Below are 26359 nucleotides of genomic sequence, written 5' to 3' on the forward strand. Positions count from 1 at the left end.
GGAAGTCCGTCGCCTGTCGAGCACGCCCAAACGCAGGGAGGTAGAAATGGAAGCCTTGTCTTATGAAGTCCAGATGGCCCTGGTCTCATTCTGCGCTGCGACCCTGATTGGCGGCCCTGTCGCCCTGATCGGCGCCGGTCGCGTGCTGGGCCTGGTGCGCGCGACGGCCGGTTTTGCGCTGCGCCGTCAGCTCACAACAACGCTTGGCCTGTCGGCGCTCGGGTGTCTGGGTGCGGTTGGCGCCGGCATGGTGCCGGCCCCGGAGATGGTTTCAATGGCCTGGTTGAGCGGCTTCTTCCAGTAAACGCCGCCCGCACTAGACCACCGGGACGGAATCACCATTGGGGCTGTGCAGGAAATCGAACCCGATCGAGCGGCCGCCATATTCGCCATTCTCATACAGATCGGCTTGTTGCACGAACCAGGCGGTCAGATGGCCGAACAACACGTCGAATAATTGCTGCAATTGTTCGGGCGAGGCGGGGAGTGTCAGCGCGAACTGACCCCCATTCTGGATCGTTATCTCCATTTCCGGGCCCATCTTGGCGCAGCTCAGCACCAGGCGCAGCCAGTCGCCGGTGCGCGAAACCCGCACGGCGAGGCCAAAACTGATCGGGTCCAGAGGGAGAAATCCGGTCCCGGACACTGAAAACGCGCCGCTCTGATAGGGTTGCGGCGACCAGGCACCTTCGGGCGGCACCAGATAGACACAAACCTTCTCCCCGCCTGACAGATAACGGCAAAAGCCCGCCTGGACACTCTCGGCGACATTGCGGACCTGGGCATAATTATCCAGGCTGGCGCGGCCATAGCGTTCGGCCGCGTCGGCCAGGGTGTCGAAGGGTTTCGGTTCGGTCATTTCGCTCTCCCGCAATCAGTACAGGCACGCTAGTGTGTTGCGGTGAAAAACGGGAGAGGCGAATGCGGTATTCTATCTGGGCCCTGGCGATTTCGGCTGGCCTGGCGGCCTGTGCGGCGCCCGACGCCCCCAGCGCCCATGTCTGGCAAACGCTTTCGGGAGAGCCCCCCCTCGTGATCGCGCATCGCGGTGCCAATGGCGAATTGCCCGAACACACGATCGAGGCCTACACGCTGGCGATCGAACAAGGCGCCGACATTATCGAGCCCGACCTCGTCCTGACTTCGGACGGCGTGTTTGTGGTGCGCCATGACCGCTATCTCGCTGACAGCACCGATATCGCCGATCACCCCGAATTTGCTGACCGCCGCCGCATCGAGGGCGGACGCGATGACTGGTGGGTGGATGATTTCACCCTCGCCGAGATCCGCACCCTGCGGGCGCGCCAGGTCCGCGCCGGGCGTCCGACTGAGTTTGACGGGCTCTACATGATCCCGACCTTCGAGGACGTGCTCGATCTGGCCGCTGCGCACGGCGTTGCCACCGAGCCGGAGGTTAAATCGCCGTCTCAATTCATCGCCGCCGGCCTCGACCCGCTGCCGGAACTCGTTCGCATCCTGCGCTTGCGGGGGCTCGACACGGCCGATGCGCCGATTGCCATCCAGTGTTTCGAGCCCGATTTCCTGGCGCGGCTGAACGGCGAGATCGATACACCGCTTCTGATGCTCGTATTCCAGATGCAGGAATTGGAGCCCGATCTGGATCCGCTCATCCCGACTGTAGCGCTGGAAGACATGATCGCCTTCGCCGATGGGGTCGGGCCCTACAAGGCCTTGCTGGTCGACGGCAATGGCATGGATACCGGCTTCATTGCCCGCGCGCATGCGCTGGGCCTGCCGGTCCATCCCTGGACCTTCCGCGATGATGATCCGGTCGGTGACGGCGCCGATATCGAGACCGAGTTACGCCGGATTTATGATCTGGGTGCTGATGCCGTGTTCACGGATTTCCCGGCGACCGCTGTGCGGGTTCGCGATGCGATGGCTGCCGAATAGGTTGGCCGACGGTTCGATACCCGGAATGCAGACATGAAAATGGCGCGGGAGCTAGCTCCCGCGCCACAGAATCTTGCGATCCTTTTTTCAGACCTTAGTCAGCGAACTGGAGGTTCACTGCCTTAGGGCCTTTGCCGCGGCGATCCGGCTCGGTGTCGAAAGCGACTTTTTGACCGTCGCTGAGACCCGGCAGACCCGACGCTTGCACAGCAGAGATGTGCACGAAGACGTCATTGCCGCCCTCATCAGGAGTAATAAAACCAAAGCCTTTGCTTTGATTGAAGAATTTGACCGTACCTGTGGCCATGATGGGGAACCTTCCCTGTATTCATGCTCCGCGTCCGGGCACAATCCATATTGTACACACCAGCGTCCCGGTGTGGGTGTTACGGACGTGAAGTCGGGGAAGGCTGAAGTCGAATGGTCCGATGAACGAGGCACCGGATAGGCGATCAGTATTCCGTCCGGCCTATGTGGCCGCCCGTTAGAAGGGGTTATACGCACACGTCCACCCAGAAATCAAATGAATCCGGTGTGGTCATTTCAAGGCAGCTTGTCATAATCGAATTCGTGCGGCGTCCGGCCCGGCCGGGCGCTGCGGTTTCGACGCCGCAACGCTTGCCGATTCCGGAGCCTGCTCATGACACGCCGCCGTTTCCTCGACCGCACCCACCGCAATCGCACGCGCCGCGACGAAGGCAGCCAGGGCTACAACCCGGCAGGCATGATCCGTCTGGCCGGCTTCGGTGCCGCGCTTGTCATCGCCGGCGGCGTTTATGTCGGCTTTGTCCGCCAGGGCGAGACAATTTATGACGGCCGCTGGGGCATGCTCCAGCGCCTGATCACGCCGCTCTTCTTCGGCGTCAATGCGCTGGAATTGCTGTCTGTGGTCATAGTCGGCTTCGTCGCCTGGCGGATCTGGGCGCGGATGCGCTAGAGACGGCGGCCCTGAGCCCTGATTGCGCCCTAGCCACAAGGCGATCCCGGGTCTATGTCCGTGCTGATCGGCATGGATCAATCTGGGCACGAAAAAGGACGACATCATGGGTGTACGGGTAGCGGTATTCGGTGCGACGGGCGCTGTTGGCAAGGAAATGCTGACCATTCTGGAAGAGCGGCTGTTTCCGGCCGACGCCATTCATGTCCTCGCCAGCCGCAAATCCATGGGCAAGGAAGTCTCCTATGGCGACCGGACGCTGAAATGCGTCAATGTCGACACCTTCGATTTCTCGACCGTCGATCTCGTCCTGATGTCAGCCGGGGGCGATGTCTCGAAGGAATGGACGCCCAAGATCACCAAGGCCGGGGCCATTGTCGTCGACAATTCCTCCGCCTGGCGAATGGATCCGGACGTGCCGCTGGTCGTGCCGGAAGTGAATCCCGAAGCGCTCGACGGCGTGACGAAGAAACGCATCGTCGCCAATCCCAACTGTTCCACCATCCAGCTGATGGTCGCGCTGAAGCCGCTGCATGACCGCGCCAAGATCCTGCGCGTCAATTGCGCCACCTATCAATCGGTCTCCGGCGCTGGCCAGGCCGGGATGGACGAGCTGTGGACCCAGACCAAGGGCATTTTCGTCAATGACCATGCCGACCCGGTCGCCTTCACCAAGCAGATCGCCTTCAATGTCATCCCCCATATCGACGTTTTCATGGAGGACGGCTCCACCAAGGAAGAGTGGAAGATGGTGATGGAGACCAAGAAGATCCTCGATCCCAAGATCAAGCTGTTCGCGACCTGCGCCCGCGTGCCGGTTTTCGTCGGCCATTCCATTGCCGCCCATATCGAGCTGGAAAACCCGCTCAGTGCCAAGGAAGCCAAGGCCCTGCTGCGCGAGAGCCCCGGCCTGATGGTGATCGACAAGCATGAGGATGGTGGCTACATGACGCCGGTCGAATCCGTCGGTGAATTCGCAACCTTCGTCAGCCGTGTCCGCGAAGACCCGACCGTCGAGAATGGTCTGGCGCTGTGGATCGTGGCCGACAATCTGCGCAAGGGCGCAGCGCTCAACGCGGTGCAGATCGCCGAAGGCCTCAATAATCGCGGCCTGCTGAAACGCGGCTGACCACGGCGCCGGCCAACTCCACTCTGCCCGCCCGCGCCCGCCCTGGCTCGCAGGGCGGTGCAGGGCCAGGGGCTGCGGCGGATCTGCATAGCCGGCAACCGCATGAATCGGGTCGCCAGGGCCAGACGAACTGCCTATGTGCGTGGCTTGTTCCCGCGTGAAAGCCCGCCCCATGACCGAGCCCACTCCAACTGAAATGCGTCGCGCCCTGTTTGCTGGCCTGGCCGGCTATCTGATCTGGGGCGTCTCGCCGCTGTATTTCCAGCTGGTCGGCTTTGCCAGCGCGCTGGAGATCGTGGCGCACCGGGTGGTGTGGTCGCTACCGATGCTGTTTGCGGCGCTGTGGTTTGCCGGCAAGCTGCGCCCGGCCCTTGATGCGCTGAAGGACAAGCGCGTCCTGCTGACCCTGGCCGCGACATCGGCACTGATCTCGGTCAACTGGCTGCTCTTCATCTATGCCGTCAATAATGACCGCGTTCTCGAAGCGTCGCTCGGCTATTATATCAACCCGCTGATGAGTGTGGCGGTCGGCGTGTTTGTCCTGCGCGAACCGCTCGGGCCCTGGCGCATCTCGGCCATCGTGCTGGCGACGCTGGGCGTGCTCAATCTGATCATCGCGGCGGGAACTGTGCCGTGGATATCGCTGGCGCTGGCGTGCAGCTTCACCGCCTATGGCTATCTGCGCAAAACCGTCGCCGTCGACGGGCGGATCGGCCTGTTCTGGGAAACCGCCTTCCTGCTGCCCGTCGCGCTCGGGACCGTTGTCTGGATACAGATGTCGGGTGAGGGGCAGTTCCTGCAAAGTCCGCTCAAGGCCAGCCTTCTGATCCTCGCCGGCCTTGTCACCATCGTACCCCTGTTGCTCTACATTATCGGTGCTCGCGGCCTGCGTCTTTCAACCATGGGCCTGCTGCAGTTCACGGCGCCCAGCCTGCAATTCGCCATCGCTGTCATGGGCGGGGAAAGCTTTACCTCCGCGCATCTGGTCACTTTCGTGCTGATCTGGGGCGGCGTCGCGACCTTCGCCTGGAGCCAGTTGCGGCGCGACCGGGCGGCAGTGGCGACAAAGGCCTGAGGCTTCGCTAGTCTGGGCCAAAATGGAGGCTTCATGAGCGATTTCCCCGCCCCGACCCGTATCCACACCAATGGTATCGAACTCTCCGTGCATCTGGCCGGACCGGTAGACGGGCAGCCGCTTCTGCTGGTCCATGGCTGGCCGGAACTGGCCTATTCCTGGAAGAACCAGATCCCCGCACTGGCCAAGGCCGGCTACCGGGTGATCGCGCCGGATCTGCGCGGGTTTGGTGGCTCGGACTGCCCGGAAGGCGCCGGGAATTACGATGTCGACACGCTGATGGCCGACTTCACCGGCCTGCTCGATGCGCTCGGGCACGAAACAGCGGTCTTCATCGGCCATGACTGGGGCGGGATTCTCGTCTGGCATGCGGCGATGCTGATCCCGGAGCGGGTCGCCGGCGTGATCGGCGTCAATACACCGCATTTGCCGCGCGGCGCCGAAGCGCCGACGCATTATTTCCGCGAGGTCGGCGGCGATGATCACTACATCCTGCGCTTCCAGCAGCCCGGCTATGCGGAGAGCCGGTTCGAGGGCCGCGAGGACGATTTCTTCGCCTTCATCTTCGGCAAGCCGCCAACGGCGGAACAGTTCGAGTCGCTCTACCCCGAGATCACCCATATCCCGAGCCTGTTCGAACAATTCACCGGCCGCGAGGAAGACCGCATCGTCGTCTCCCCGCAAGACCGCAAGGTCTATGCCGATGCCTATCGCAAGACCGGCTTTGGCCCGGGGATGAATCTCTACCGTAATTTCGACACCAACTGGCAGCGCATGGGCGGGGTGGATCACCGGCTCGCCATGCCGTGCAAGCTGGTCGCGGCCGAGTGTGACTTCATGCTGCCGCCCAAGCTGGCTGCCTGGATGCCGGCGCTGTGCAAGGATGTCGATATCGACATTCTCGAATCCTGCGGCCACTGGACGATGTGGGAACAGCCGGACATGCTCAATGCCCATCTGCTGGAATGGCTGGGGCGGCGTTTTCCGGCCTGAGGAAAAAACTGCGCGGCGCGCACCCGGGCTTTCTGATGAGGTGTAATCTGGCAGTTTGCACTTGAGTTGCAGTGCCAGAACACTTCATAGTGAGGCGCTGTGGGTGCCCGGGAAAGGGTCGATCAGGGGGAGAAGGTCGCAATGACGTTTTCGATTGATGTCAGGCCCGCCGGCCACTGCGTGGTCGTCAGGCTGGACGGCCCGTTTGTCCTGCCCCGCATTGAAGCCGCCTGCACCGCAATTGCCGCGAGTGCGGACTGGCGGCCTGACTTTGACGTCATCTTCGTGATCGGGCCGGGCACCGATCTCAATGAAGTCACCCTGGACAGCCTGAAAGACGTGCAGGATTTCATGCGCGGATGGAATGCCGGGCACCGCTCCGGTCCTGATCCGCGAACGGCGATTGTCTGCAGTGATGATTTCAAGCGCGTGATCGCCGATCTCTGGCTGGCCTTGGTCGGTGATGACTGGCCCATCCAGTTGCGTATCTTCACCTCTGTCAAAGAGGCCACAAGCTGGCTTGAACGGCCGGCCGGCACCGATCAGGCCTGAGACCAGGTTCGTTTAGCTGAAAGGCTTTGCGAACAGGCTAGACGCAGCCGTACAAGGCCTCGATCAGACGCGTCGGGCGTGGATCGCCGGCCAGATGGTGCTGCTGCCGGTTCATGACATAGGCGGCGCTCATGCCGCGTACCGGGTCGGCCATGGCGCAGGATCCGCCCCAGCCGGAATGTCCGATTGCGGCCGGTTCCGGACCATAGAATTGGGTATGGGTGTTGCGCATCACGCCCGCCCCCCAGGACAGGTCGAAGGGCAAGACCTTGTCTGGCCCGCAGACTCGTTCGCGCACCAGCGCATCCAGCGTCTCGCCGGAGATGAAGCGCTTGTTCTCCAGCTTGCCGCCATCGGCATAGACACTCATCAACCGCGCCAGGGCGCGCGCATTGGCATGCGCATTGGCGGCGGGGAATTCATGCATGCGCCATTCCGATGCACCGCGGCGGCCCGGAGAAGACCAGGGCTTGAGAAAAGCCAGTTCCCGTGCCGGTGTGACGACACCCAGATCCGGCAATTGCCGCGGCATGGCGTGTTCGGCGACGCGGCCATGCTCGCTTTCCGGCAGACCGATATGGAAATCAATCCTGCCAGGTCCGCAAATATCCTCGCGCAGGATAGCGCCAATCGAACGGCCGTCTGTGCGCCGGGCCAGCGCATCAACGATGAAGCCAAACGTTACCGGGTGATAGCCCGAGCCGGTGCCCGGCTCCCACAGCGGGGTCTGGCGGGCAAGCTTGGCTTCAATCAGCTTGGCATTGAACCAGTCGGCGGCATCCATTTCCTCGGACAAGCCCGACAGTCCGGCCTGGTGCGACAGGGCCTGGGCGACGGTGATGGAGGATTTGCCGCTGGCAGCAAATTCAGGCCAGAAATCGGCGACCGGCGCGTCATAATCAAGCAGGCCGCGATCGACCAGGCGCGCAATCACCAGCGCCGCGACCGCCTTGCCGGTTGAATAGACCGGGACCAGTGTGTCGGTCTGCCAGGCGCGGGTTTTCTTGCGATCCGCCCAGCCGGCATGGATATCGACCACCAGCTCACCGCCCAGCCGGACAGCAAAAGCGGCGCCCAGCTCATCCTGGTCGGCCCAATTGGCCCGAAAAGCTTCTGCGACCGGTTCGAAACCGGGGGCGATATGGCCCGTTATGTCTGGAAATGTGTCGGTCATGATGGCTCTGGGGCTAACGTGTTCCGGGGCTGGCAGGCAAGCGGCCTGCCCCTATATGGGCTGCGCCTGGAGGGTGATCAGCGGTTTTTGCAACACACTCGCCGCGGCGACCACCGGCATTTCCTGGCTATTCCACTGATTGGCCCGCATCACCACACTGACCGTGGCAGCGGTCGCGAATTCCAGCGCTTCGCGGGCGCTGGCGCCGCGCAGCATGGACGTCGCGAAGGCGGCGGTCAGCAGATCGCCCGTGCCCTTCGGGGCGTCCGGGCAACGGTCATGGGTCACGATCCAGGCTTCGCTGCGGTCGACATAGATCACGCCGATCTGGCCGTGCCGGGGCAGGGACGACACGAGAACCGGCCGCTCGAGCGCGCGTGCTGCCCGCGCCATGGAGGCCAGGTCGGTCAGGCTGCGTCCGGTCAGATAGCCCAACTCAAACAGATTGGGGGTCACCAGATCGGCGCGGCTGATCAACTGATCCCTGATCGCGGCGGCGACAGCCGGGTCGACATAGAGCCCGCCGGGGGCGTCACCGAGTACCGGATCGACCACGATCGACACATGATCGGCAAAGGCGCGTGCGCCTTCATGCTGACGCCCGGCGCGCCGCACGCGGTCAATCGTGTCAGCAGCGACGGACACCTGGCCTGCATCGCCGAAATAGCCTGTCAGCAGGATATCGGTGAGCGAAAACAGGCCCTGTTCGCCGATGGCGTCGATCATCGAGCTAAAGACATCAGGCCCCGGGATGCCGCCGCCGGGCGGGCCCCAGCCGGGATGACGGCCAAAATTCACGGTCGGCACCAGCATGGTGTCGACCCCGGACAGATTAAACACCGCCCGTGACATGCTGCCACCCACCATGGAAGCGGCAACATGGCTGGAAAGAAGGAGGGCCATCGGCATGGCGTCATGCTATATCCCTTTCCCAGACATTCGAAAGTCCGAGATGAAGCGCCTGATCCGATCCGCCCTGTTTGTCCCCGCCAATAATGCGCGCGCAATCGAAAAGGCGGCACATCTGGGGGCTGACATGCTGGTGCTCGACCTTGAGGATGCCGTCGGTCCTGATGACAAGGATGACGCGCGTGCGCGGGTATCCGAAACCCTGGACCGCTGGCAGTCCTCCGGATCGCTGCGTGCGGTACGGGTCAATGGCGCCGACACGCCCTGGGGCGCGGCCGACCTGCGCGCGGCCTGTCAGGCTGAGGCGGTTATCCTGCCGAAAGTCGAGCAAGTGGGTGATCTGCACGCGGCCCGTTCGGCGCTCAATGCCCACGGGTCTTCGGTACCGCTATGGGCGATGATCGAGACGCCGCGCGGCGTATTGCAGCTGGCCGCCATTGCCGGCGCCACCGGAACCGGACTTGGCGGGCTGATGGCCGGCGTCAATGATCTGGCCCTGGCGCTGCGCTGCGCCTCAGACCAGGATCGTGTGGCGCTGCTGCCCCATCTGGCCCAAATCCTGTGCGCGGCCCGCGCCAATGGCCTGTACGCGCTCGATGGGGTCTATAACCAGTTTCGCGATCATGAGGGCTTCCAGCGTGAAGCCCGGCAAGGCCGCGCGCTTGGCTTTGACGGCAAGACGCTGATCCATCCCGGCCAGGTCGAGCCCACCCATCACTGCTTCCAGCCCGGCCCGATCGAGCTCGAACGGGCCGCCCGTATCGTCGCGGCCTTCACCGACCCGGCCAATGCCGGCAAGGGCGTGATCAATCTGGATGGCGACATGGTCGAGCGCCTGCATCTCGATGCGGCGCGCGCCCTGCTCTCGGCGGGCAGCGGCAACGACCCTTGAGATTATAACAAACGCAACCAATTGCAGGTTTGGACTTTTACAAATGAGGCCGGAACGGCTTTCATTGGCGGAACTGAGGAAATTTACATGACCGATTCGACGACCATCTGGCACAATCCGCGGTGCTCCAAATCCCGCCAGACTCTCGCGCTGCTGGAAGCGCGCGGCGGCACGCTGACCATCCGTAACTACATGGAAGACAAGCCATCCGTGGCTGAGCTTAAAGACGTGATGAAGATGCTCGGCTTCACCTCGGCCCATGAATGGCTGCGCAAGAATGAGCCGGACTATCGCGATCTCAGCCTCAAGGCGAGCGAGGACGAAGCCGCCATCATCAAGGCGATGTCGACCCATCCCAAGCTGATCGAGCGCCCGGTCGTGATCCACGGCAAGCGCGCCATGATCGGCCGCCCACCCGAGCAGGTTCTCGAACTTTTCTAGGCGTCCACGCGGCGCCGGCGCGCCCCAGGCCGGTCCGGTGCCGCGTTAACGCTATAATTTATGCATTGCCTGAACGCGCGAGGCTCACCAGTACACGCTCTCCACCAGCTCCTCGAGTGCGGAGAGATTATGCGCATTGCCGTCGTCGATGACGATCCGATTGAATTGATGCTGTTGCGCGAGCTGTCGACGAGCTTCGACACCACGCTGCAGTTCGATGGTCACTCCACGGTGCGCGCTTTCATCGAATCCCGACCTGAACAATATGATCTGGTGTTTCTGGATCGCCGGATTCCGCCCCATGACGAGTATCGCGAAACCCTGCCCATGCTGGCCTCTGCGGGCTATGAGGGGCGCGTCGTGCTGATGACCGCGCATGATTCGGGCATCAAGAATGGCGACTACCGGTTCGAGCTCGTCGGCCCGGTCGACAAGCTCGACCTGCTGGAACCTGCCAGATTACAGGCGATTATCCAGAACGCCTGAAGCCGGCCGCGCCACCTGTTGCGGCGGCGTCAACAGCCCCCGGATCACCTCACCAAGTTGCCGCGCCTCCTCGGCCCGGGCCGAGCCGCGGCGCCAGGCGATGCCGATCTCGCGCCCGACGACGGGCGGATCGAAGGGCCGTACCGTCAAATCCAGCCGATCCACCAGACCCGCTTCGACGGCCATGCGTGGCAGGAGTGTGGCGCCGAGACCGGCTTTGACCATCTGCACCAGCGTATGCAGGCTGGTGGCGGCGAAGTCGGAGCGCACCAGGCCGGCCGAGCAGGCGGCCAACGCATGATCGCGCAGGCAATGCCCGTCCTCGAGCAAGAGGAGGGGTTCGCCGGCCAGATCCGAGGATTTCAACGTCGGGCGCCGGGCCAGAGAATGCGACGGCTCGCAACAGAACAGGAATTCATCGGCCCCGAGCACATGGGTCTCGATCATCGGCGCCTCAAAGGGCAGCGCCACCAGCGCCGCATCGAGCCGGCGTTCGAGCAGGGCATCGTAAAGACGCTGTGTCAGGTCCTCACGTAGATAGAGTTTAAGCTTGGGGAATTGCTCGCGCACCGTTGGCAGGACGCGCGGCAGAAGAAAGGGCGCGATGGTTGGGATGACGCCGAGCCGGAGCGGTCCACACAACGGCTCGCCCGCAGCCTGGGCCGCGATGACCAGATCCTCGGCCTCGGTCATCACCCGACGCGCCCGTGACAGGGCCGCCTCGCCCGCCGGGGTCAGTGTGGCGCCCCGGGCGCCGCGTTCGACCAGCACCACCCCGAGAATCGCCTCGAGCTCCTTGATCGCCGCACTCAGCGTTGGCTGGGTGACGAAAACCGCGTCGGCGGCGCGCGAGAAACTGCCGTGCTCCGCGAGGGCCAGAAGGAATTGAAGTTGGCGCAGGGTAGGGAGTTGGGACATGTATTGAAATTGCCTATGGATCAGCAAAAGATAATCCATTGGCCTTATATCTTCGTCAAGGGCATTAGGTCGGCGCTATCTGACGCCGGCACTCATGACCGGCGACAACAATTGGAGATTTACATGTTGGGCATTGGCGAAAAACTTCCTGATTTCGAAATCACTGGCGTGAAGCCGGGTTTCAACGCGCATGAAGAAAATGGCGAGTCGGCCTTTGAAAACATCAACCAGGAGAGCTTTGCCGGTAAGTGGAAAGTGATCTTCTTCTATCCCAAGGATTTCACATTCGTCTGCCCGACCGAGATCGTCGCCTTTGCCAAGCTCAATGGTGATTTCGAAGATCGCGATGCCGTATTGATGGGCGGTTCGTCCGACAATGAATTCTGCAAGCTGGCCTGGCGCCGCGAGCATCCCGATCTCGACAAGCTGCCGATGTGGCAATTTGCCGACACGACCGGCTCCCTGATCGATTCACTTGGCATCCGCTCGGACGCCGGTGTCGCCTATCGTGCCACTTTCGTGGTCGATCCGGACAATGTCATCCAGCACGTCTATGTCACCAATCTGAATGTCGGCCGCAATCCGGAAGACACGCTGCGTGTCCTCGATGCGCTGCAGACAGACGAGCTTTGCCCATGCAACCGTCCGGTTGGTGGCGACACGCTTTAATCTGACACCCGGGCAGCGCCTCTTCCCCCCGGAGCGCCGCCTGCGAAACCCCGGTCCCGTCACACCGAGCGGCGCGACCGGGGTTTTTTCAGACCCGAACTTTGCAATTAAGACTTATTCGCTTTGGAGATCATGATGAGCCTCGAAGACCTCAAGAACGCCTTGCCCGACTACGCCAAGGATCTGAAACTCAACCTCTCCTCGCTTGCCCGCGAAACCGATCTCGACGATCAGAAGAAGTGGGGCAGCTTCCTCGCGACGGCCTATGCCGTCGGTGAGCCGACCGTCCTGCGCGCGATCCGCGCCGAGGTCGAAGGCCAGATGGACCCGGCCGCCGCCACGGCCGCCAAATCCGCCGCCGCGATCATGGGGATGAATAATGTCTATTATCGCTTCATCCACCTGTCCAAGAACAAGGAATACGGCACACTGCCCGCCCGCCTGCGGATGAATCTTCTGGCCAATCCGGGCGTCGACAAAGCCGATTTCGAACTATGGTCGCTGGCCGTCTCGGCCGTGAATGGTTGCGGCTTGTGCATCGACAGCCATGAAGCCGAATTGCGCAAGCATGGCCTGACGAGCGTGCAGATCCAGGCCGCCGTCCGCATTGCTGCGGTGGTCAATGCCGTGGCCCAGGTTTTGGCTGCGGAAAGTGCCATTTAGGCATTTTTAACACCTTCGCCACAATTCGATATGCTGTAGAAAACTCACGAAAACCCCCGGCAACAGTACTGTTTTCGTGAGTTTTCCACAGGCCTTGCAATTCCCTATAAGCTCCGTATAATGAGCTTATGTCCATGATTGATCATTCGTTCGAACATCTCCCCAAACGTACCAATCCGGAAAGCCATGCGCTCCGGGGTGGACGGACATGGTTTTCCAATCGGACGATTTCGCGCGCCCGGCATTTTGCCGACCTGCCCTGGAGCCACCTCATGGTGCCGCTGGGCGTATCGGTGGCCCTGGTGGTTAGCGGGCAAGTCCTGCTGACCGGCGACCTCGCTGCACTGGCCAATCTGCTGGGCGGTATCGGGCTGGTCTATTCGGCCCACCGCATCCTGTCGAAACTGACACTCGGCTTCGACCGCAGCTGACGGCGCCCGACGCATGCCGGCTCCGGCCACCCCCTTCTACCTCAGACAATTGACCGATCCGTCACAGACACTAGTGTGCGATCAGGGAAAGTCCGGCGACGTCTGATGACGCGCCTCGGGGAGGGTATTTCATGGGCTGGTGGTTCGGGATCAAACTCTGGCAGCGCGTTCTGCTTGCCCTGTTCGCGGGCGTTGCCTTCGGCGTCGCGGCGTCGCAAATCCTGGGACAGGAAGCCGCTACCCAGTGGATCGGTACGTGGGTCCAGCCGGTCGGAACCGCGTTCATCAGCCTGATCCGCATGCTGATCGTGCCGCTGATCTTCACCACACTGGTCTCCGGCATCATCGCCATGGGTAAACCGGCCAAGCTCGGTACGCTCGGGCTGAAGACGATCGGCCTCTATCTCGTCACCACACTCTTTGCCAATATCATCGGCCTGACCTTTGGCACGATCTTCCAGCCGGGCCGCGGCGCCGATCTCGGCAATGTCGAAGCCGTTCCCGTTTCCACTGACGCGCCGTCCATCACGGACCGCCTGCTCGAAATCATCCCGACCAATCCGATCGCGGCCCTTGCCGACGGCAATGTGCTCTCGATCATCTTCTTCTCGATCTTCCTCGGTGTCGGCATCCTCGCCACCGGCAAGGTCGGCAAGCCGGTCGCTGACCTGTTCAATTCGGCCTCCGAAGTCGTGCTCAAAATCACCCATTATGTGATGGAAGTGGCGCCCTATGGCGTCTTCGCCCTGGTCTCCTACACCGCGGCCAGCCAGGGGCTGGAATCGCTGCAATCCGTGCTGGTCCTGATCGTCGCCGTCTATCTCGGCCTGATCACCCATGCGCTGGTCACTTATGGCATCCTGGTCCGCATCGTGCTCAACCTGCCGCTGGCGCGCTTCTTCCGTGGCCTGACCGATCCGATTGCCGTCGCCTTCTCGACAGCGTCGTCTTCGGCAACCCTGCCCGTCACGATTGCCGCGGCAGAAGACAATCTCGGCATCAAGAAGTCGGTCGCCGGTTCGGTCCTGCCGCTCGGCGCCACCATCAATATGGATGGCACCGCGCTCTATCTCGGCATTCTGGCCCTCTTCACCGCCCAGGCCTTCGGCTATGACCTGACCTTCATGAATTACGTCATGATCGCCCTGACAGCCGCCATCGTCTCGATCGGGGCCGCCGGCATTCCATCGGCCTCGCTCTTCCTGCTGGCGATCGTGCTGCAGACCTTCGACGTCTCGCCGGAACACACCGCCATCATCGTCGGCTTTATCCTGCCGGTCGACCGCATCATGGACATGGCCCGCACGGCCGTGAACGTGACCGGTGATGCCGCCGTCGCAACGGCGGTGGCCAAATGGGAAGGCGAACTCGACGAGGACGTTTTCCGGGCGCCCGCCAAGGTCTAATTGGCCAGACAGACACCGCGCCTGAATTTTTTCCGGAAACCGGTGATCCATTCTGAACCCGGCAACGTATCTTCCTTGCGTCCCAAAGCAGGAGAAGTCGTTTGCCCTCAATCTCGCGCCTGCTCCTGCTTGTCCCAACGCTGGTTCTGACCGCCCTGATCATCTGGGCGGTCAGGGCTGGGAATTTTGGCGCTGCCGGGGACTGGCTGACCGGCGAGCCTTGGGGCATCGTGACACTCACCGACCTGTATTTCGGCTTTTTTCTCAGCGCACTGGTGATTGGTGCGACCGAACGGCGCTGGCTGCCAGCCCTGTTCTGGATCCTTCCCGTCTTCGTGCTCGGCAATATCTGGACCGGGCTTTGGTTTGTCTGGCGCTGGCCGGAATTGCTCAAGAGGCTGCGCCCTGCCACTGAGTCCGGACAGGCCGGTCCCGCCTGACCCGGCCCGGACCACCGAGCCTCCGGCGTGCCCAAGATCACGCTTCAATCGGGCCAATCGCCCTATAAAGCCGCCCGCGGGATCGCCCGGAAAAGTGGCAAAAGGTCCAATTTGAACCTTTTTGGGGACAAAGTTTCAGCCAATTTGGGGCCATTATCATTCATTAACGGACTCAGGTTCGAATTTGATCAGCCGATATGTCGTGGGGACCGGTATGAGCAGAACAGCGAGACACAACGGATCAGTGATCAAGTCGGCCATGCTGTGGCTGACAGTCGGCGTCATGCTGGCCTCTGTCTATGGCGCCGTCCTGGCCGCCGCACCCGACCCGCGCCCGCGCAATCTGTTTGCGGACCCGCAGCCGGCCCCGATGATCACCGCGAGCAATGAATTTGCCGGCGAGACTGCCGACCGCTAGGACCGCATGGCCCGGTTTTCCTCTCATCCAGCTTGACTCATCGCCCGCCCGCGCGTAAACGCCGCCACTTATCACGCAAGCCTTACCGCTTGTCTTACCTGCACATCCGTCCCGGCCAGCCGGGATACGGGGGAGGCAGGCGAGATCCCCGCCCGGCGAAGTTTTCGCTCAGCGGGGTCGAATTGCTTTGCGCCTTTGGCGTGGAATTGATTGAAACAGGCAGGACCGGATACGCATGTTCGACACACTGACAGACAGGCTTGGCGGCATATTCGACACACTCACCGGGCGCGGCGCGCTGTCGGAGAAGGATGTCGATGCGGCCCTGCGCGAAATTCGCGTCGCCCTGCTGGAAGCCGATGTCGCCCTGCCGGTCGTCAAATCCGTCACCAAACAGATCCGCGAACGCGCCATTGGCGAAGACGTCATCCGTGCCGTCGCGCCGGGCCAGCAAGTCGTCAAGATCGTCCATGACGCGCTGGTCGACCTGCTCGGCGGCGATGGCGAGCCGGAAGGCCTCTATCTCGAAGGCGAGCCGCCGATTGCCATTTTGATGGCGGGTCTGCAGGGCTCGGGCAAGACCACCACCGCGGCCAAGCTCGCCAAGCGGATCACCGAGAGCCACAAGAAGAAAGTCCTGCTCGCCTCGCTCGATACGCGCCGTCCCGCCGCGATGGAGCAATTGCAGCAGCTCGCGACCCAGATCAATGTCGCCTTCCTGCCGATCGTGCCGGGCCAGAAAGCCGTCGACATTGCCAGGCGCGCGATGAGCGCCGGCCGTCTTCAGGGCTTCGACGTCGTCATTCTCGATACCGCCGGCCGCACCTCGATCGATGAAGAAATGATGGGCGAGGCGAAAGCCATTGCCGATATCACGCGTCCGCATGAAACCCTTCTGGTCGCCGATGCACTGACCGGCCAGGATGCCGTCAATACGGCCGCGAAATTCCATGAACGCCTGCCGCTGACCGGCCTGGTGCTGACCCGGATGGATGGTGATGGCCGCGGCGGTGCGGCGCTGTCGATGCGCCATGTCACCGGTCTGCCAATCAAATTCCTCGGTGTGTCCGAAAAGACCGATGGTCTCGACGCCTTTGATGCCCGCCGCGTCGCCGGCCGCATCCTCGGCCGCGGCGATATCGTCTCACTGGTCGAAAAGGCCAGCCAGGATATCGACCAGGCGCAAGCCGAACGCATGGCCAAGAAGATGGCCAAGGGCAAGTTCGACCTCGACGATCTGCGCGAACAATTCAGCCAGCTCAAGAAGATGGGCGGGCTCGGTTCGATCATGGGCATGCTGCCGGGCATGAACAAGGCTGCCAAGGCGCAAGCCGCGGCCTCGGGCATGGATGACAAGATGCTGACCCGTCAGGAAGCCATCATCCTGTCGATGACGAAGGCCGAGCGCGCCAAGCCGGAAATTCTCAAGGCCAGCCGCAAGAAACGCATCGCCGCCGGTTCCGGTGTCGAAGTGGCCGACGTCAACAAGCTGATCAAGATGCACCGGCAAATGGCCGACATGATGAAAAAGGCCTCCAAGGGTGGCCGTGGCGGTCTGGCTGGCATGATGGGTGGCGGCGGCATGCCGAAAGGCATGGGCGGCCCCGCTGCCGGCGGCCAGCAGCCCTCGCTCGGCCAGATTCCCAAGGATTTCCCCGGCCTTGGATCATCCAGACCCGCTTCACCATCCGGCCTGCCCGGCCTCGGTGGCACCCCGCTCGGACCCGACGGCCTGCCGATCGGTTTCCCGAAGAAATAATCTCAAACCCGAATCCACCAGACATGAACCCGAAGGACTAGATACAATGTCTCTTAAAATCCGACTGACCCGTGGCGGTACCAAGAAGCGCCCTTATTACCGTATCGTCGTTGCTGACGCCCGCGCCCCGCGCGATGGCCGTTTCATCGAAAAGATCGGCTCCTATAATCCAATGCTGCCGAAAGACGCCCAGCGCGTCGTGCTCGATCTGGAAAAGGCCAAGGCCTGGATCGCCAAGGGCGCCCAGCCAACCGATCGCGTGGGCCGCTTCATCCATGACGCCGATGCCAGCGCCTGGGCCTGGACAGCCAGCTCCAACCCGAAAAAGGGTGAGCCAGGCCAGAAAGCCAAGGAATTGGCCACTGAAAAGGCCGAGAAGGAAGAAGCCCGCAAGGCCGCTATTGCTGAAGCCAAGGCTGCCTCCAAGGCCGCCAAGGAAGCGCCAGCCGAAGAAGCTCCTGCTGAAGACGCACCGGCTGCTGAAGCTGAAGCCGAAGCGCCTGCCGCTGAAGCTGCTGCTGAAGAAAAGTCCGAATAGGCTTTTTGCCTGTTCGCATGACAGACCGTCCTTCGCCTCCCCGCCCGGCCTTGTGCCGGGCGGGGCTTGGCGTGGCGGCTTGAAAGACCCTTATCATGACCGCAAAACCCGCCGCCGATCTCGTCTTTGTCGCTGCCATCGCGGCGGCGCACGGCGTGCGGGGCGAGTGCAAGGTCAAGAGTTTTACCGGCGATCCGGAAGCCGCCTTCAGCTATGGCCCCTTCCTCGATGCCGCCGGCAAGGAAATCCTGCGCGCCAAACGCTGGCGCCCGGTCAAGGATGGCTGGGTTGTCGCTTTCGAGCAGGAATTGAGCCGCGAGGACGCAGCTGCGCTACGCGGCACGCAGCTCTTCGTCCCGCGCTCCGCCCTGCCAGAGCTGGATGAGGAAGAATACTACCATTCCGACCTGATCGGCCTCACCGTCCAGGGCCTCGATGGCGCGCCCATGGGCAAGCTCAAGGCCGTGCATGATTTCGGTTCCGGCGATTTGCTTGAAATCACCGGCACGCCCGATCGCACCGGCGACTGGTATCTCCCCTTCACCCGCGACTTTGTCCCCCACATCGCGCTGAAGGACGGCCTGATCACGATTGATCCGCCCGAAGAGGTGGGGTCGAAGGAAGAAGAAGCGGGCGGCGAAGGCTAAAGGGCCGCCGAGGCGCCAGCTTGGAAACGCAAGCGCGAGGCCGTCACCAGCTCCGCCCCGGACTGCGTCCGGCGCACCTCTTCCATCAAGGAAGAGGAGGGGGTTTGTGCTGACCGGCCTCGATAATCGCCCACCTCTTCCTTGATGGAAGAGGTGGCCGCGAAGCGGTCGGAGCTGGTGAGGATGCCGGGCACCGGCGGTAGCCGATTTGGCGACTTATCCCCCACGCCCGACAATGATCCCACGTCATCCCGGCGTACGCCGGGACCTCGACGTGGCAGGGTCGGAGCCCATGATATCGAGGTCCTGACTTTCGTCAGGATGACGAATTTTGAGTGATGTTATCCCCACCCCATCAACCGGCGCGCATACTCCAGCTGTTCCGGTTGCACGGGAGGCGTGAGCCAGTCACTTGCGGCAATCGGGAGCGTGGAGCCCATCCGCACGGAGGCGTGACAGCCCGAGTTCCGGTGGGGCCATGATCGGGGAAGTGAGGCATTAGGGCTCGACCAATCTTCCACGGTCATTTCGAGGCAGGGCCCGCGAGGGACCTGAGTAAAACTCCACGTGTGGGACGTCACGGATGTCTCAACTTAACTCTTGCCCTAACCGGCATTCGCCGGCGTCCCGCACACCTCCCAACACGGGGAGGACACCTCAAACCTCCAGCGGCGAGCCGCGTGGAGATTTTGGTGCACTCCCGACAACTGGCGAAGCTGCCCCATCCCTGCTACACCCCCGCGCCATGACCGAAACCCCGACCCAAACTCCCTGGACCGCGACGGCCCTCACCCTCTTCCCCGAGGCCTTCCCTGGCGTGCTTGATGTGTCGCTGATCGGGAGTGCTGCGAATCGTGGACTTTGGGCGCTTGAAGCTGTGGACATCCGGGAGTTTTCCCGTCATAAGCACCGCTCCGTTGACGATACTCCGTCTGGCGGGGGTGCTGGTATGGTGCTCCGGCCTGATGTGGCGGCAGCGGCGATCGATGCGGTGCAGTCTCGCTGGAGTGGTGAGAAACGGCCGCTGATCTATTTGACACCCCGGGGACGGCCTCTTTCTCAAGCGCGAGTGCGGGAATGGGCGGCTGGTCCCGGTATTGCCGTGTTTTGCGGACGCTTCGAAGGCCTCGATCAAAGGGTCATTGAAGCACGCGACATGGAAGAGGTCAGTGTCGGCGATGCCGTGCTGGCCGGGGGCGAAGTCGCCGCTCAGCTTCTCATCGAAGCCTGTGTGCGATTACTCCCCGGCGTGCTGGGTGACCCGGCCTCGGCCGAAGATGAGAGTTTCGAGGGCGACCTCCTTGAATATCCTCACTATACGCGACCGCGCGTTTGGGAGGACAGGGAGACACCCGAAGTGCTGCTCTCGGGGCATCATGGCCGGATCGAGGCCTGGCGCCGCGAGATGGCAGAAGAGATAACGAAGAAGCGCCGACCGGACCTTTGGTCCCGGTTCCTGGGGCGCAAGGAGAATGCGCGATGAACACGATCCAGCAGATCGAACAAGAAGAAGCGACCCGCGTCCTCGGCGACAAGGTCCTGCCTGATTTCGCCGCTGGCGATACGCTGCGCGTTCACGTGCGCATCAAGGAAGGCGAACGCGAACGCGTCCAGGCCTATGAAGGCGTCTGCATCGCTCGCAATGGTGGGGGCCTCAATGAGAGCTACACCGTCCGCAAGATCTCCTTCGGTGAAGGCGTCGAGCGCGTTTTCCCGATGTATTCGCCCAATGTCGAGCTGATCGAAATTGTCCGCAAGGGCAAGGTTCGTCGCGCCAAGCTGTATTATCTGCGCGAACGTCGCGGCAAGTCGGCCCGGATCACCGAGCGCACCACCGGTCGTGGCATCGTCAAGCGCGAGCCAAAGAAGAAGGGCTAAGCCCTCTCTTCCTTACCGAACAGAAAACGCCCGCTGGTCAACCAGCGGGCGTTTTTTTACGTCTTATTAACGGGTTCTGGCCGGTTTTGCGGCCCGAGTCCGGATATGCGGGTGTCCGGTCAAGCGGTTACGGCCAAACCTGCAATTCAGGACTCCCGGACCGTCTAGCCCTCTGAGGCCTCAATCTTGTGCATGTCCTCATCGGACAATCCGAAATGATGCCCGATTTCATGCACCAGGACATGGCTGACCAATTCGCCAAGGGTGACGGTCTCGCGCTCCGCCCATTCATCAAGAATCGGCCGGCGGAACAGGAAGACACGTGAGGCTTCCGGCGTCGGGTCGAGGCTCGATTGCTGGGTCAGATCCACGCCCATATAGAGCCCGCTCAGCTCGAACGGGTCTTCCAGCCCGACCGCCTCCAGCATTTCCGCATCGGCGAAGTCGGCAACGAAGAGCTCCACATGGCCGCACATGGCACGGTAGGCCTCGGGCAGGCCTTCCCAGGCGCCCCGCGCCAGGGTTTCAAAGTCCGACAGGGTCGGCGGCATCAGATTGGCGATTGTGGTCATGGGGGAATATCCGGTTTTGCTGAGACGCCTCTAACCGGGATTGCCCTCCAGTGCACGCACCAATGCCGCCGCGAACTGGCGGCAGCAACTTGTCAGGCGAACAAAAAACGAACAAACTGGCGGGATGACCCTTTCCGACGTCGCCTCCGACCGCAATCCGCAGATCGATGATGCCCAGGCGCTGATGCGCGGCGCGGCCCGCCTGCTCTGGCAGATGGGCTTCAGTGCGATCCCGGAATTCTCCCTGCCCGATGGCCGCCGCGCCGATCTGGCCGCGATCGGGCGCAAGGGCGAGATCACCATTATCGAGGTCAAATCCGGCATCGCCGATTTCCGCGCCGACAATAAATGGACCGATTACACGGGGTATTGCGAGCGGATCTATTTCGCCGTTTCGCAACGCTTTCCGCGCGAAGTGATCCCGGAGCATGCCGGCCTGATCATCGCTGACGGGTTTGGCGGTGCCATCATCCGCGAAAGCCCTGTCCTCACCCTGGCCCCGGCCCGGCGCAAGGCCCTGACCCTGCGCTTCGCCCGCGCTGCCGCAGACCGGCTGATGCGCGTCGGCGAGGGCGAGCAAGCCGGCTACAGTGTCGAAGACAGTTGAGCCGGCGTGCGGTCAGGCCTCCGGCTTGACCCGCCAGGGCGGATCGATCCGGTTGACGCCGCCATAATAGAGCTTGATGACATGGCCGTCCGGGTCACGCAGTTTGGCCTCACGCCAGAGCCAGCTCGTATCGGCCGGCTCGGCCTCGAACTCAAAGCCCTCCGCCTGCAGCGCCGCGACTTCATCATCGAGCGCCTCGCATTCCAGGTAGATCACGGCGCCGGGCACAATCGGCTCCGACGTCAGGTGCAGTGAAAACGTCGTGTCGCCCTGCGGGGCGAGGAAGCGGGAATAATGCGGCGAATCGACCAGAAGCCGAAAACCGAGCCGTTGGTAGAAATCCCTGGATCGTGGAATATCACTGACCGGAATCGTCAGCTGGTTCAGACGCATGGCTCGCTCCTGTGTAATCGGCAATCTCGTCAAGCGGACGCAAGAGCCGGTTGAGGCTGAGATCGCTCAGCAAATAGGCCCATCCCGCTGTGCGGGCATTGATCGCATCAGCCGCCGCCCGCCCGCCATCGGTGACCGCAACCGCACTGATAACGGCCCAGCGCGTCTCGCCCAGGGCCAGGATTTCGAGGCTGACCCGCAGGCCGGAAAAGGTCTCCTCGACATGGCGCCCCACCGGTTCCCCGCGCAGCCGGTCGGCCTGGCGCACATCGCGGAAACGGATTCGCGACAGGGCCGCGGACGGGCCATTGCCGGCACCGGCCGTGATCGGCCGCCATCCGCCCGGTTCGCGCAGCGAGAAATTACGCGCTGAACGGCCGGCCCGCTCGAACACATAGGCCGGGCCCCGCTCGGGTGTGATCAGGGTTCGGGCGATATCGGTCGGGTCGAGGGCGAGGAAATCGAGATCAATCCAGCCATCGGCGAGGGCGATGGCGGGGATCGCCGCGGTCCCGCCTGACAGCTGTGCGGCATAGCTTCGCGGCCGGTCCGGAAAACGCAGATAGACGCGTCCATTACGCGCGGCGCCGATCATGATGTCAGTCAACACCAAGCCATCATCGCCGCGCACCGTCAGCCGTGTGCCGGCACCGGGCTCACCGGCCTCGGCCAGTTCCAGCCGCGCATGTTTGGCCGGATCGGCCGTGCGAGCGCCGACATAGCTCAGATCGGCGAGGAAGGCGTCCAGCTCGGCCAGACGCTCGGGAATGACCGGATGGCCGTCGCGGCTCGGCATGACCCAGCCCGCACCGCTGCGCGTCAGGGTGAAGTGATCCTCCGGCCCGGTAATTTCGATTTCCCGTGCATTGGCGACGCTGGCCGACCAGTCAGGCAGAACCGGCCCGCTGACATCGGGACGCCAGTCTCGCTGGATCTGTAGCGCAACCGAACCCGCACCGGCGGCCAGCAGCAAGATCGCGGCACCGCCGACGATCACCAGCTGGCGCAGTCTCTGACGATCCATCGGCCGGCTCATTTGACGCTCCTGCGGCGGCGGGTCAGCGCCCCGGCGAGTCCGAGCAGGACCACCAGGGCCGGCGGCACGCCAATCGTCCAGAATTGCAGACTGGAATTGAGGCCATCGATATCATGGCGGAACTCGCGCTCAACCTCGCGCAAATGCGCCCTGGTGCCGAGGATTTGCTGGCGCAGCGCCATCGCCTCGTCACGACCGGCCCGGGCACCCGGATCGGCCAGACCCGAGGCCTGGCCGGAACCGAGCAATTCCTGCAGACGGGTCTCGGCCGCCTCAATCTCCGCCTCGAGCCTGTCCTGGATCTCGACATAGCGCGTTTCTGCCTGGGCCCGCAGGGCATCAACCCGCGTCATGGGCCGGGCCGAGGGTGCGCGCGACCGTAGCCCGACCAGGGCCGGGTCACCGGCGGCCATATCCACCAGATTCATCGCCAGGGCGAGATTGTCAGCGACAATCATATTGCCAGCCGCCGGGTCGCTGCGCAGGTAGAAGCTGTCATCGAGCCAGTCGACATCGGCCACGATTGTCAAATCCAGCGCCGTTGCGGAGCGGTTGAGATGATTGGAGGGATTGAACATGGTGTCAGCGGCAGGCGGACCGTCGGGAAAGGCCGAGCCGGCATCTCCGCGCAGCCTTGCCCCGAGCACCACCGGCTCATGGCCAGGCTGATAGTCACGCAGCAAATCATCCGGCCCGGGAGCACTCGCGGCGATGTCGGCATCGACCAGGGCGCCATCCGGGCTCGTTGTCAGAAGGGCTGTCACCTCAAACCCGCTATCGGGCAGAAATACCAGGGCGCCAGGCGATCCGAAATTAATCCCGCGATCGAGCGTGGCGGTCGCCAGGTCCTCGCCATTGATCTGGGCGCTGCCTATGGAGAACCAGAGCGGATAGGCGCGGCGGCGGGCACGGCCATCGGTATCGATAATCTCGACCGGCAGGCCAAGCGTACGGTCCATCGCCACGGTTTCGCTGTCCCAGGCAATACCCCAATTGGCGAGTAGCATGGGTAGATCCGAGGCCCGTTGCGCATCAACCGGCGGCAGACCGTCAAGACCCGGTCGCAGGGCCATATGGGCCATGGGATCGATGAACAGGAGCACACGTCCGCGATGCAGGGCGAACTGGTCGATCAGGTAGAGCTGGCCCTCATCGAGCCGGCCAGGATGGATGATCATCAGCGCGGCGGCATCCGGGATGGCGTCAAAATCGCGCTCAAGCCAATGCAGATCATAGGCGCCATTGAGATCAGCGATGAAACGGTTGGGGGCCCCGCTGGACGGGTCGAGCGGCAAGCCGGTCAGGATCGCCAGGCTGGGGCGCTCGGGCCGGTCGACATCGGAGATGAGCCGCGTCAGATCATATTCCAGACGGGCTTCATCGGCCTGGTCGAACAGGTCAATCACCGCCTGGTCATCAACCGAATTGCGGGCGACCAGGCCGAAGAATATCTGCTCACCCGTATCGGTCGGCAAGGCGGCAAGCCCCGCTGCCAGCGCTTCATCCTCGGCCTGGGAGAAAGGTGCCGGGTCAATCTCGATCAGGCGGATACGGCCGCCGGATTGCTTTTCATAGGCACGCAGCAATTCGCGCACCCGTGTCGCATAGCTACGGATGGCGGGATATTGCGCCGCTTCGGCGCGGGAATGATAGAAGCGCCATTCGACCGGCTCATTGAGTCGGTCAATCACGGCCAGTGTGCCTGGCGAGAGCCGGTAAAGGCCATTCTGCGTCAGGTCGACCCGCACGCCGGACAAGGTCTGACCGGACAGGAATGTCCCGGCCAGGAAGATCACCACGATGCTCGTCAGCATCAGCGGTAGATAGAGCGCCTTTTTCATCGCCCACCCCCACGCTGCTCGGCAATCATCACGCCGGCCGCCGCCAGCGAAGCGAGGATCAGGCCGGCGAAATAGAGCAGATCAGTCAGGTCAATCACGCCGTTGCGAAACGCATCATAATGTTCAAGCGCGCTGAGCCCGGCGATGAATTCCGACAGGGCGGCCGGTGCATTCTCGCCCAGAACCGACAAGACCAGCGGCAGGCCCGCCATGGTCAGGAGGAAACAGGCGCCTGCACCGAGAACGAAGGCGACGACCTGGTTGGCCGTCGTCGCCGACAGGGCCTGGCCAATCGCCAGATACCCGCCAGCCAGCAGAAGCGCGCCGAGATAGGCGGTCGCGATGGCCATATTGTCAGGCTCGCCGAGATAGTTGACGGCGATCCACATCGGTGCGGTCAGTGCGATGGCCGCGGCGGCTACCGTCCAGGCGGCGAGAAACTTGCCACCGGTCGAGGCCCAGAGCGGAATCGGCAGCGCCATCAGGAATTCCAGCGTCCCGCGATCCCGCTCCTCGGCCCAGGCGCGCATCGCCAATGCCGGCATCAGGATGACCAGAAGCCAGGGCAAATGGTCGAACAGCGGCGCAAGATCGGCGCGGTTGGTGTCGAAGAAGCGGCCGATATGAAAGGCGAAGGCCGGCGCCGCGAACGCAAATACGGCCAGGAAGACATAGGCCAGCGGGGTCTGGAAATACGCCGTCAGTTCGCGGCGGTAAACGGCAATCAGCGATCCCATCACACAGCCTCCATGGTCGCGCGCGGACCGATGGTCAGATGGCGGAACGCGGCTTCGATCGTTGCGTGGGATGTCACTGCTTCAAGCGCATGAGGCGTACCGTCGAACAGGAGACGGCCCTGGGCAATGATGATGGCGCGGCTGCAGACAGCAGGCACTTCGTCGAGAATATGGGTCGAGATGATGATCGCCTTTTCCGGCGCCATTTCGCGGATCAGTTCGCGCACGCCGTCTTTCTGATTGGGGTCGAGGCCATCGGTCGGCTCGTCGAGAATCAGCACGGCCGGATCATGGGCAATCGCGGCCGCGAGGGCGGCACGGCGCTTATAGCCCTTGGACAATGTGCCGATCGGCTGCGAGGCCGCGACGCCAAGCCTCGCGCGATCCAGCGCCAGATCAGTCGCCCGCTTCAATGCATCGCCTGAGAAACCACGCACTTGCAGGCCGAAGGCGACAAAGGCGCGCGGCGTCATCGCCGGATAGGCTGGCGCGCCCTCGGGCAAATAACCGAGACGCGATTGCGCTTCAATCCGGTCCTGTACGCAATCATGGCCGGCAATGCGCGCGCTGCCGGAATCGGGCTCGAGACAGCCGGCGAGCATGCGCATGGTCGTGGTCTTGCCGGCACCATTGGGGCCGAGAAAACCGAGGACTTCACCGCGCTCGAGCGTGAAGCTCACATCGTCGACGGCCCGCAGGCCTCCGAATTCTTTCACCAAATGGTCGGCAACCAGCATGGGAAGGGCTCACGTATTGCAGACCCTAGCGTTAGCGCGGTGCAAGCCACTTGGCCAGCGCGAAGGCCGGTCACAAAGATACAAATTCGGGGAAGCGTGTCGACCGGCGCGCTGCTCTTGATCCGGGGGGCTGGGGGGGCTGTTTAAAACCAGGACCCAGAGCTCGT

Annotated in this window: 33 protein-coding genes; 22 read left to right on the forward strand and 11 right to left on the reverse strand. The window is 62.8% G+C overall.

The annotated features are described in order from the left end of the window. Window positions 1–46 precede the first annotated feature (46 nt). Window positions 47–304 (forward strand): hypothetical protein, encoded by a 258-nt coding sequence (locus tag ACN0YJ_RS00315; protein ID WP_417476453.1) that lies wholly within the window; start codon window positions 47–49, stop codon window positions 302–304. Window positions 305–316: 12 nt separating this feature from the next. On the opposite strand, the gene ACN0YJ_RS00320 is transcribed toward ACN0YJ_RS00315, so the two are convergent. After that, complete coding sequence (locus ACN0YJ_RS00320; RefSeq protein ID WP_417489758.1) at window positions 317–859, reverse strand: hypothetical protein; 543 nt, start codon at window positions 857–859, stop codon at window positions 317–319. 62 nt (window positions 860–921) lie between these two features. On the opposite strand from ACN0YJ_RS00320, the gene ACN0YJ_RS00325 reads away from it, so the two are divergent. Beyond that, complete coding sequence (locus tag ACN0YJ_RS00325; RefSeq protein WP_417476455.1) at window positions 922–1914, forward strand: glycerophosphodiester phosphodiesterase family protein; 993 nt, start codon at window positions 922–924, stop codon at window positions 1912–1914. Window positions 1915–2008: 94 nt separating this feature from the next. Here ACN0YJ_RS00325 and ACN0YJ_RS00330 read toward each other — a convergent pair whose 3' ends face one another. Beyond that, entirely contained in the window at window positions 2009–2224 is a 216-nt protein-coding gene (locus ACN0YJ_RS00330; protein ID WP_091765808.1) for a cold-shock protein, read from the reverse strand. A 330-nt stretch (window positions 2225–2554) separates the two neighbouring features. Here ACN0YJ_RS00330 and ACN0YJ_RS00335 point away from each other — a divergent pair, with 330 nt between their 5' ends. The 5 genes from ACN0YJ_RS00335 (at window position 2555) to ACN0YJ_RS00355 (ending at window position 6600) form a co-directional block, all read left to right on the forward strand. Continuing rightward, entirely contained in the window at window positions 2555–2851 is a 297-nt protein-coding gene (locus tag ACN0YJ_RS00335) for a hypothetical protein (RefSeq protein WP_417476456.1), read from the forward strand. Between the two features lie 106 nt (window positions 2852–2957). Continuing rightward, window positions 2958–3980: an aspartate-semialdehyde dehydrogenase gene (locus ACN0YJ_RS00340; protein WP_417476457.1), complete on the forward strand. Its 1023-nt coding sequence runs from the start codon at window positions 2958–2960 to the stop codon at window positions 3978–3980. A gap of 172 nt (window positions 3981–4152) precedes the next feature. Beyond that, entirely contained in the window at window positions 4153–5055 is a 903-nt protein-coding gene (gene rarD / locus ACN0YJ_RS00345; RefSeq protein WP_417495004.1) for an EamA family transporter RarD, read from the forward strand. A gap of 33 nt (window positions 5056–5088) precedes the next feature. Next, the gene (locus ACN0YJ_RS00350) at window positions 5089–6048 is read left to right on the forward strand and encodes an alpha/beta fold hydrolase (RefSeq protein WP_417495005.1); all 960 of its coding nucleotides are present in this window, start codon (window positions 5089–5091) and stop codon (window positions 6046–6048) included. Window positions 6049–6189: 141 nt separating this feature from the next. After that, window positions 6190–6600, forward strand: coding sequence for a hypothetical protein (locus tag ACN0YJ_RS00355; RefSeq protein ID WP_417495006.1), 411 nt, complete (start codon window positions 6190–6192; stop codon window positions 6598–6600). A gap of 37 nt (window positions 6601–6637) precedes the next feature. Here ACN0YJ_RS00355 and ACN0YJ_RS00360 read toward each other — a convergent pair whose 3' ends face one another. Both ACN0YJ_RS00360 and ACN0YJ_RS00365 read right to left on the reverse strand, forming a co-directional pair. After that, the gene (locus tag ACN0YJ_RS00360) at window positions 6638–7774 is read right to left on the reverse strand and encodes a serine hydrolase domain-containing protein (protein WP_417495007.1); all 1137 of its coding nucleotides are present in this window, start codon (window positions 7772–7774) and stop codon (window positions 6638–6640) included. Between the two features lie 51 nt (window positions 7775–7825). After that, entirely contained in the window at window positions 7826–8683 is an 858-nt protein-coding gene (locus ACN0YJ_RS00365) for a PfkB family carbohydrate kinase (protein WP_417495008.1), read from the reverse strand. Window positions 8684–8726: 43 nt separating this feature from the next. Between ACN0YJ_RS00365 and ACN0YJ_RS00370 the strand changes: the two genes are divergently transcribed. The 3 genes from ACN0YJ_RS00370 (at window position 8727) to ACN0YJ_RS00380 (ending at window position 10502) form a co-directional block, all read left to right on the forward strand. After that, window positions 8727–9575, forward strand: coding sequence for an HpcH/HpaI aldolase/citrate lyase family protein (locus tag ACN0YJ_RS00370; RefSeq protein ID WP_417476463.1), 849 nt, complete (start codon window positions 8727–8729; stop codon window positions 9573–9575). An 87-nt stretch (window positions 9576–9662) separates the two neighbouring features. Then, on the forward strand, window positions 9663–10016 hold the full coding sequence (gene arsC, locus ACN0YJ_RS00375; RefSeq protein ID WP_417476464.1) for an arsenate reductase (glutaredoxin): 354 nt from the start codon (window positions 9663–9665) through the stop codon (window positions 10014–10016). Between the two features lie 129 nt (window positions 10017–10145). Next, window positions 10146–10502 (forward strand): hypothetical protein, encoded by a 357-nt coding sequence (locus ACN0YJ_RS00380; protein ID WP_417476465.1) that lies wholly within the window; start codon window positions 10146–10148, stop codon window positions 10500–10502. Here ACN0YJ_RS00380 and ACN0YJ_RS00385 read toward each other — a convergent pair. After that, a complete protein-coding gene (locus ACN0YJ_RS00385; RefSeq protein WP_417476466.1) occupies window positions 10476–11420 on the reverse strand; it encodes a hydrogen peroxide-inducible genes activator in 945 nt (314 codons plus the stop codon). The genes ACN0YJ_RS00380 and ACN0YJ_RS00385 overlap by 27 nt on opposite strands. A gap of 123 nt (window positions 11421–11543) precedes the next feature. Here ACN0YJ_RS00385 and ACN0YJ_RS00390 point away from each other — a divergent pair, with 123 nt between their 5' ends. The 11 genes from ACN0YJ_RS00390 (at window position 11544) to rplS (ending at window position 20269) form a co-directional block, all read left to right on the forward strand. Further along, the gene (locus tag ACN0YJ_RS00390) at window positions 11544–12089 is read left to right on the forward strand and encodes a peroxiredoxin (protein ID WP_417476467.1); all 546 of its coding nucleotides are present in this window, start codon (window positions 11544–11546) and stop codon (window positions 12087–12089) included. Window positions 12090–12224: 135 nt separating this feature from the next. Next, complete coding sequence (locus ACN0YJ_RS00395; RefSeq protein WP_417495169.1) at window positions 12225–12752, forward strand: carboxymuconolactone decarboxylase family protein; 528 nt, start codon at window positions 12225–12227, stop codon at window positions 12750–12752. Window positions 12753–12886: 134 nt separating this feature from the next. Continuing rightward, the gene (locus ACN0YJ_RS00400) at window positions 12887–13183 is read left to right on the forward strand and encodes a hypothetical protein (RefSeq protein ID WP_417476468.1); all 297 of its coding nucleotides are present in this window, start codon (window positions 12887–12889) and stop codon (window positions 13181–13183) included. 131 nt (window positions 13184–13314) lie between these two features. After that, window positions 13315–14589 carry a dicarboxylate/amino acid:cation symporter gene (locus tag ACN0YJ_RS00405; protein WP_417495009.1) on the forward strand — a complete coding sequence of 425 codons (1275 nt, stop codon included), beginning with the start codon at window positions 13315–13317 and terminating at the stop codon, window positions 14587–14589. Window positions 14590–14657: 68 nt separating this feature from the next. After that, complete coding sequence (locus ACN0YJ_RS00410; RefSeq protein WP_417495170.1) at window positions 14658–15029, forward strand: DUF1475 family protein; 372 nt, start codon at window positions 14658–14660, stop codon at window positions 15027–15029. Window positions 15030–15243: 214 nt separating this feature from the next. Further along, entirely contained in the window at window positions 15244–15447 is a 204-nt protein-coding gene (locus tag ACN0YJ_RS00415) for a hypothetical protein (RefSeq protein ID WP_417476472.1), read from the forward strand. 235 nt (window positions 15448–15682) lie between these two features. Further along, on the forward strand, window positions 15683–17206 hold the full coding sequence (gene ffh / locus ACN0YJ_RS00420) for a signal recognition particle protein (RefSeq protein WP_417495010.1): 1524 nt from the start codon (window positions 15683–15685) through the stop codon (window positions 17204–17206). Window positions 17207–17252: 46 nt separating this feature from the next. Beyond that, the gene (gene rpsP / locus ACN0YJ_RS00425; RefSeq protein ID WP_417495011.1) at window positions 17253–17744 is read left to right on the forward strand and encodes a 30S ribosomal protein S16; all 492 of its coding nucleotides are present in this window, start codon (window positions 17253–17255) and stop codon (window positions 17742–17744) included. 95 nt (window positions 17745–17839) lie between these two features. Then, on the forward strand, window positions 17840–18391 hold the full coding sequence (rimM, locus tag ACN0YJ_RS00430; protein ID WP_417495012.1) for a ribosome maturation factor RimM: 552 nt from the start codon (window positions 17840–17842) through the stop codon (window positions 18389–18391). Between the two features lie 745 nt (window positions 18392–19136). Then, window positions 19137–19874, forward strand: a complete 738-nt coding sequence (gene trmD, locus ACN0YJ_RS00435; RefSeq protein ID WP_417495013.1) for a tRNA (guanosine(37)-N1)-methyltransferase TrmD — start codon at window positions 19137–19139, stop codon at window positions 19872–19874. Then, on the forward strand, window positions 19871–20269 hold the full coding sequence (gene rplS, locus ACN0YJ_RS00440; RefSeq protein ID WP_417476478.1) for a 50S ribosomal protein L19: 399 nt from the start codon (window positions 19871–19873) through the stop codon (window positions 20267–20269). The genes trmD and rplS overlap by 4 nt, the downstream gene beginning before the upstream one ends. 164 nt (window positions 20270–20433) lie before the next feature. On the opposite strand, the gene ACN0YJ_RS00445 is transcribed toward rplS, so the two are convergent. After that, on the reverse strand, window positions 20434–20841 hold the full coding sequence (locus ACN0YJ_RS00445) for a metallopeptidase family protein (protein WP_417495014.1): 408 nt from the start codon (window positions 20839–20841) through the stop codon (window positions 20434–20436). A 124-nt stretch (window positions 20842–20965) separates the two neighbouring features. Here ACN0YJ_RS00445 and ACN0YJ_RS00450 point away from each other — a divergent pair, with 124 nt between their 5' ends. Beyond that, window positions 20966–21448 carry an MmcB family DNA repair protein gene (locus ACN0YJ_RS00450; protein WP_417476480.1) on the forward strand — a complete coding sequence of 161 codons (483 nt, stop codon included), beginning with the start codon at window positions 20966–20968 and terminating at the stop codon, window positions 21446–21448. Window positions 21449–21460: 12 nt separating this feature from the next. On the opposite strand, the gene ACN0YJ_RS00455 is transcribed toward ACN0YJ_RS00450, so the two are convergent. From ACN0YJ_RS00455 to ACN0YJ_RS00475, 5 genes are read right to left on the reverse strand one after another with little or no spacing between them, the layout of a single operon-like run. After that, window positions 21461–21841: a VOC family protein gene (locus ACN0YJ_RS00455; RefSeq protein WP_417495015.1), complete on the reverse strand. Its 381-nt coding sequence runs from the start codon at window positions 21839–21841 to the stop codon at window positions 21461–21463. Beyond that, window positions 21807–22877 (reverse strand): hypothetical protein, encoded by a 1071-nt coding sequence (locus tag ACN0YJ_RS00460; protein ID WP_417495016.1) that lies wholly within the window; start codon window positions 22875–22877, stop codon window positions 21807–21809. The genes ACN0YJ_RS00455 and ACN0YJ_RS00460 overlap by 35 nt, the downstream gene beginning before the upstream one ends. Further along, window positions 22874–24718, reverse strand: coding sequence for a Gldg family protein (locus tag ACN0YJ_RS00465; RefSeq protein WP_417495017.1), 1845 nt, complete (start codon window positions 24716–24718; stop codon window positions 22874–22876). Before ACN0YJ_RS00465 ends, ACN0YJ_RS00460 begins: the two co-directional genes overlap by 4 nt. Next, complete coding sequence (locus ACN0YJ_RS00470) at window positions 24715–25455, reverse strand: ABC transporter permease (protein WP_417476484.1); 741 nt, start codon at window positions 25453–25455, stop codon at window positions 24715–24717. The genes ACN0YJ_RS00465 and ACN0YJ_RS00470 overlap by 4 nt, the downstream gene beginning before the upstream one ends. Further along, window positions 25455–26192 (reverse strand): ABC transporter ATP-binding protein, encoded by a 738-nt coding sequence (locus ACN0YJ_RS00475; protein WP_417495018.1) that lies wholly within the window; start codon window positions 26190–26192, stop codon window positions 25455–25457. The genes ACN0YJ_RS00470 and ACN0YJ_RS00475 overlap by 1 nt, the downstream gene beginning before the upstream one ends. Between the last annotated feature and the right edge of the window lie 167 nt (window positions 26193–26359).

It is taken from the genome of Maricaulis sp. (assembly GCF_048270095.1).
Lineage (GTDB): Bacteria > Pseudomonadota > Alphaproteobacteria > Caulobacterales > Maricaulaceae > Maricaulis.